The organism is Deinococcus pimensis DSM 21231 (assembly GCF_000519345.1).
Lineage (GTDB): Bacteria > Deinococcota > Deinococci > Deinococcales > Deinococcaceae > Deinococcus_A > Deinococcus_A pimensis.
On sequence record NZ_KI912621.1, the window covers coordinates 26,422 to 29,409 of the forward strand.

At 72.6% G+C, this 2,988-nt stretch carries 2 protein-coding genes and 1 pseudogene; all 3 read right to left on the reverse strand.

The features are described from left to right. Positions 1-106: 106 nt before the first annotated feature. A complete protein-coding gene (locus tag DEIPI_RS27890; protein ID WP_052351583.1) occupies positions 107-916 on the reverse strand; it encodes a DNA/RNA non-specific endonuclease in 810 nt (269 codons plus the stop codon). Positions 917-1,050: 134 nt separating this feature from the next. Beyond that, a complete protein-coding gene (gene glyA / locus DEIPI_RS0102345; RefSeq protein ID WP_027480714.1) occupies positions 1,051-2,274 on the reverse strand; it encodes a serine hydroxymethyltransferase in 1,224 nt (407 codons plus the stop codon). Between the two features lie 50 nt (positions 2,275-2,324). Further along, positions 2,325-2,988: pseudogene (locus tag DEIPI_RS27895) on the reverse strand (hypothetical protein); the annotation flags it as partial.

Consider the following 2,988-nt stretch of genomic DNA (forward strand, 5'->3'; position numbering starts at 1 on the left):
CCGAGCGCGCTGATGTCGGGCGCGACGCAGCACGCGCCGCACCCGGAGCACTCGCGCGTGCGGACGCTGCGCGGCGCGTACTCCGGAGGCGCGGCGAAGAGGTCCGTCACGAACCGTACGCCTGCGGGCAGAGCGTCCCGCGCCGCGCCTCGTCGACGCTGCCCTGCGGGAAGAAGTCGAGGTTCGTGCGGCGCTCCACGTCGTCGATGGTGGTCTCGTACTGCGCGTAGTCGCTGCTGCGGCGCAGCGAGCGGTTCGGCATGAGGAACGCGCGGCTGTCGCCGGACTTCGCGTCGAGCACGATCTTGTAGAGCGCGCTCGGCACGGCCACGCCGTCCCCGATGGTGCGGACGTTGCCCTCGAAGACGGGCCCGGTGATGACGTAGATCTCCCCCACCTGCTGCGCGCAGGCGCGCGTGGCGCCCTCCAGGCCCGCCCAGATGCCCTGGTTCATGGGGCCGTTCTGCGGGACCATGTTGGACAGCAGGAAGGACTCGCTCATCTCCTTCGGGGTGTCGCTGTCGGCGGCGGGCGTCATGTGCCCCCGGTCGAAGCCGCTGCCGCGGTAGTCGTTCAGCTCGGCGCGTTCGCTGGCGGGGAGCGCCTCGTCGGGGCGGAAGTCCTCCGTGCGGGACACGTCGGCGTCCACGTCCTCCCCGACGAGCTTCTCGGCGGAGTAGAGCGGCACCTTGCGCGCGTCGTCGTGCAGCACCGCGTACTGCGAGCGGCACAGGAAGGTGGTGGGGTCCTGCACGGTGAAGGTGATGCGTCCGTACGCGAACTTGTCGCCGCACTCGCCGGAGGTGGTGGCGTCGCCGCCGGAGGTGCCGGGACCGGAGGGGAACAGGGTGCGCCAGAGCACGACGACGATGGCCACGACGAGGACGGCGAGGCTGGTGTTGCGGCGTTGCGTCATGCGGCAAGAATAATGCGCGCACGTGAAGACCGCCCTCACCGAAGGGGCGAGGGCGGTCCGAGGACTTGTCGGTCAGGGGAGCGGGAAGCGGCGGCCCGGGCGGTCAGGGGAGCGGGAAGCGGCGGCCCGGGCGGTCAGGGGAGCGGGAAGCGGCTCGCGAAGGCCTTCACCTCGGCGCGCACCGTCTCGGCGTCCTCACCCCTGAGGGCGCGGTCGATGAGGTCCGCGACGACGTCCATGTCGTGCTCCTTCATGCCGCGCGTGGTGACGGCGGGCGTGCCGATGCGGATGCCGCCGCCGTGCAGGATCTTCTCCGTGTCGTACGGGAGGGTGCTCTTGCTGATGGTGATGTGCGCCGCGTCGAGGAGCTTCGTGGCCTTCGTGCCGTTGAGGCCCTGCGGGCGCAGGTCGAGCAGGAACAGGTGGTTGTCCGTGCCGCCCGACACGACGCGGTAGCCGCGCGCCTCGAAGGCGCGGCTCATCGCCTGGGCGTTGCGGACGATCTGCGCGGCGTACTCGCGGAATTCGGGCTGGAGGGCCTCGCCGAACGCGACGGCCTTCCCGGCGATGACGTGCTCCAGCGGGCCGCCCTGCGTGCCGGGGAACACCATCCGGTCGATCCGCGCGCCGAGCTCCGCGTCGCGCGAGAGGATCAGGCCGCTCCTGGGGCCGCGCAGCGTCTTGTGCGTGGTGGTCGTGACGACGTCCGCGTGCGGGACGGGGCTGGGGTGCACGCCCGCCGCGACGAGCCCGGCGATGTGCGCCATGTCCGCCATGAGGAGCGCGCCGACCTCGTCCGCGATGGCGCGGAACGCGGCGAAGTCGATGATGCGCGAGTACGCGCTCGCGCCCGCGATGATCATCTTCGGGCGGTGCTCGTGCGCGAGGGCGCGCACCTCGTCCATGTCGAGGCGTTCCGTGTCCTGCCGCACGCGGTAGGAGACGACCTCGTAGTTGAGGCCGGAGAAGTTCACGGGGCTGCCGTGCGTGAGGTGCCCGCCGTGGCTGAGGTCCATCCCGAGGACCCTGTCGCCCTTCTGGAGCAGCGCGAAGTACACCGCGAGGTTCGCGCTGCTGCCGCTGTGAGGCTGCACGTTCGCCCAGGCGGCGCCGAAGAGTTCCTTCGCGCGTTCGATGGCGAGGCGCTCCACCTCGTCGACGACCTCGCAGCCGCCGTACCAGCGCTTGCCGGGGTAGCCCTCGGCGTACTTGTTCGTCAGGACGGACCCGACGGCCTCACGGACGGCGGGCGAGACGAAGTTCTCGGAGGCGATGAGTTCGAGGCCCTCGAACTGGCGGGCGCGTTCGCGCTCGATCAGGTCGAACAGTAGCGTGTCACGCACGGCGGTCTGCGTCATGCGGACAGTGTACCGTGCGCGCCGGTGAGGAGCGGGTCCGAGCCCCCCGTTCAGTAGGAGGACTCGTCCGTCGCGGCGGCCCAGGTGCTCAGGGGCCGCAGGGCCTCCTCCAGCAGGTCCCCGACCTGGGCGGCGTCCACGTCCGGCGCGGCGCGCGTGAGGTCCGCCTCGACGCGGCCGAGGATCAGGCCGAGGTCCGTCTCGACGCTGCGGATGCGCCGCGCGCGTTCCACGAGCGCCGCCTCGGGTCCGAGCGCGGAGGCGCCGCGGGTGGGCGTCGCGAGGTGCGCGGCGAGCAGGCGGGTGTGCAGGTCGTCGAGTTCCTCGTGCAGCCAGCGCGGGCGGGCCTCCACGGGCTCCCCGGGCAGCGTCGTGCGGGCCCGCGCGAGCCAGTCCTGCACGACCGCCGCGAGCGCGGCGGGCGCGACGGAGCCGCCCGCGCTCTCGGCGGCCTGCGTGACCTGGCAGGGCGAGGCCTCCTCGCCGCCGGGCTGCAGGGGAAACACGTCGTGCTGGGGTCCCACCCACAGTTCGAGCGTCTCGAAGCGGGTGGGTCGCGGCTCGATGCGTTCCAGGGGGTGCGGCTCGTCCGGCGCGACGAACGCGACCGTCACGTGCGGGGTGAAGCCGTGGCGCTGCTCGGCCTCCAGCCCGGCGCCCTCGGCGAGCTCGCAGAGGAGCGCCTCACGGAAGGCGGGCAGGTCGGGCGCGCTG

Coding starts and splice junctions, on each gene's coding strand:
- DEIPI_RS27890 (WP_052351583.1), bottom strand. CDS start 916: ATGACGCAACGCCGCAACACCAGCCTCGCCGTCCTCGTCGTGGCCATC.
- glyA (WP_027480714.1), bottom strand. CDS start 2,274: ATGACGCAGACCGCCGTGCGTGACACGCTACTGTTCGACCTGATCGAG.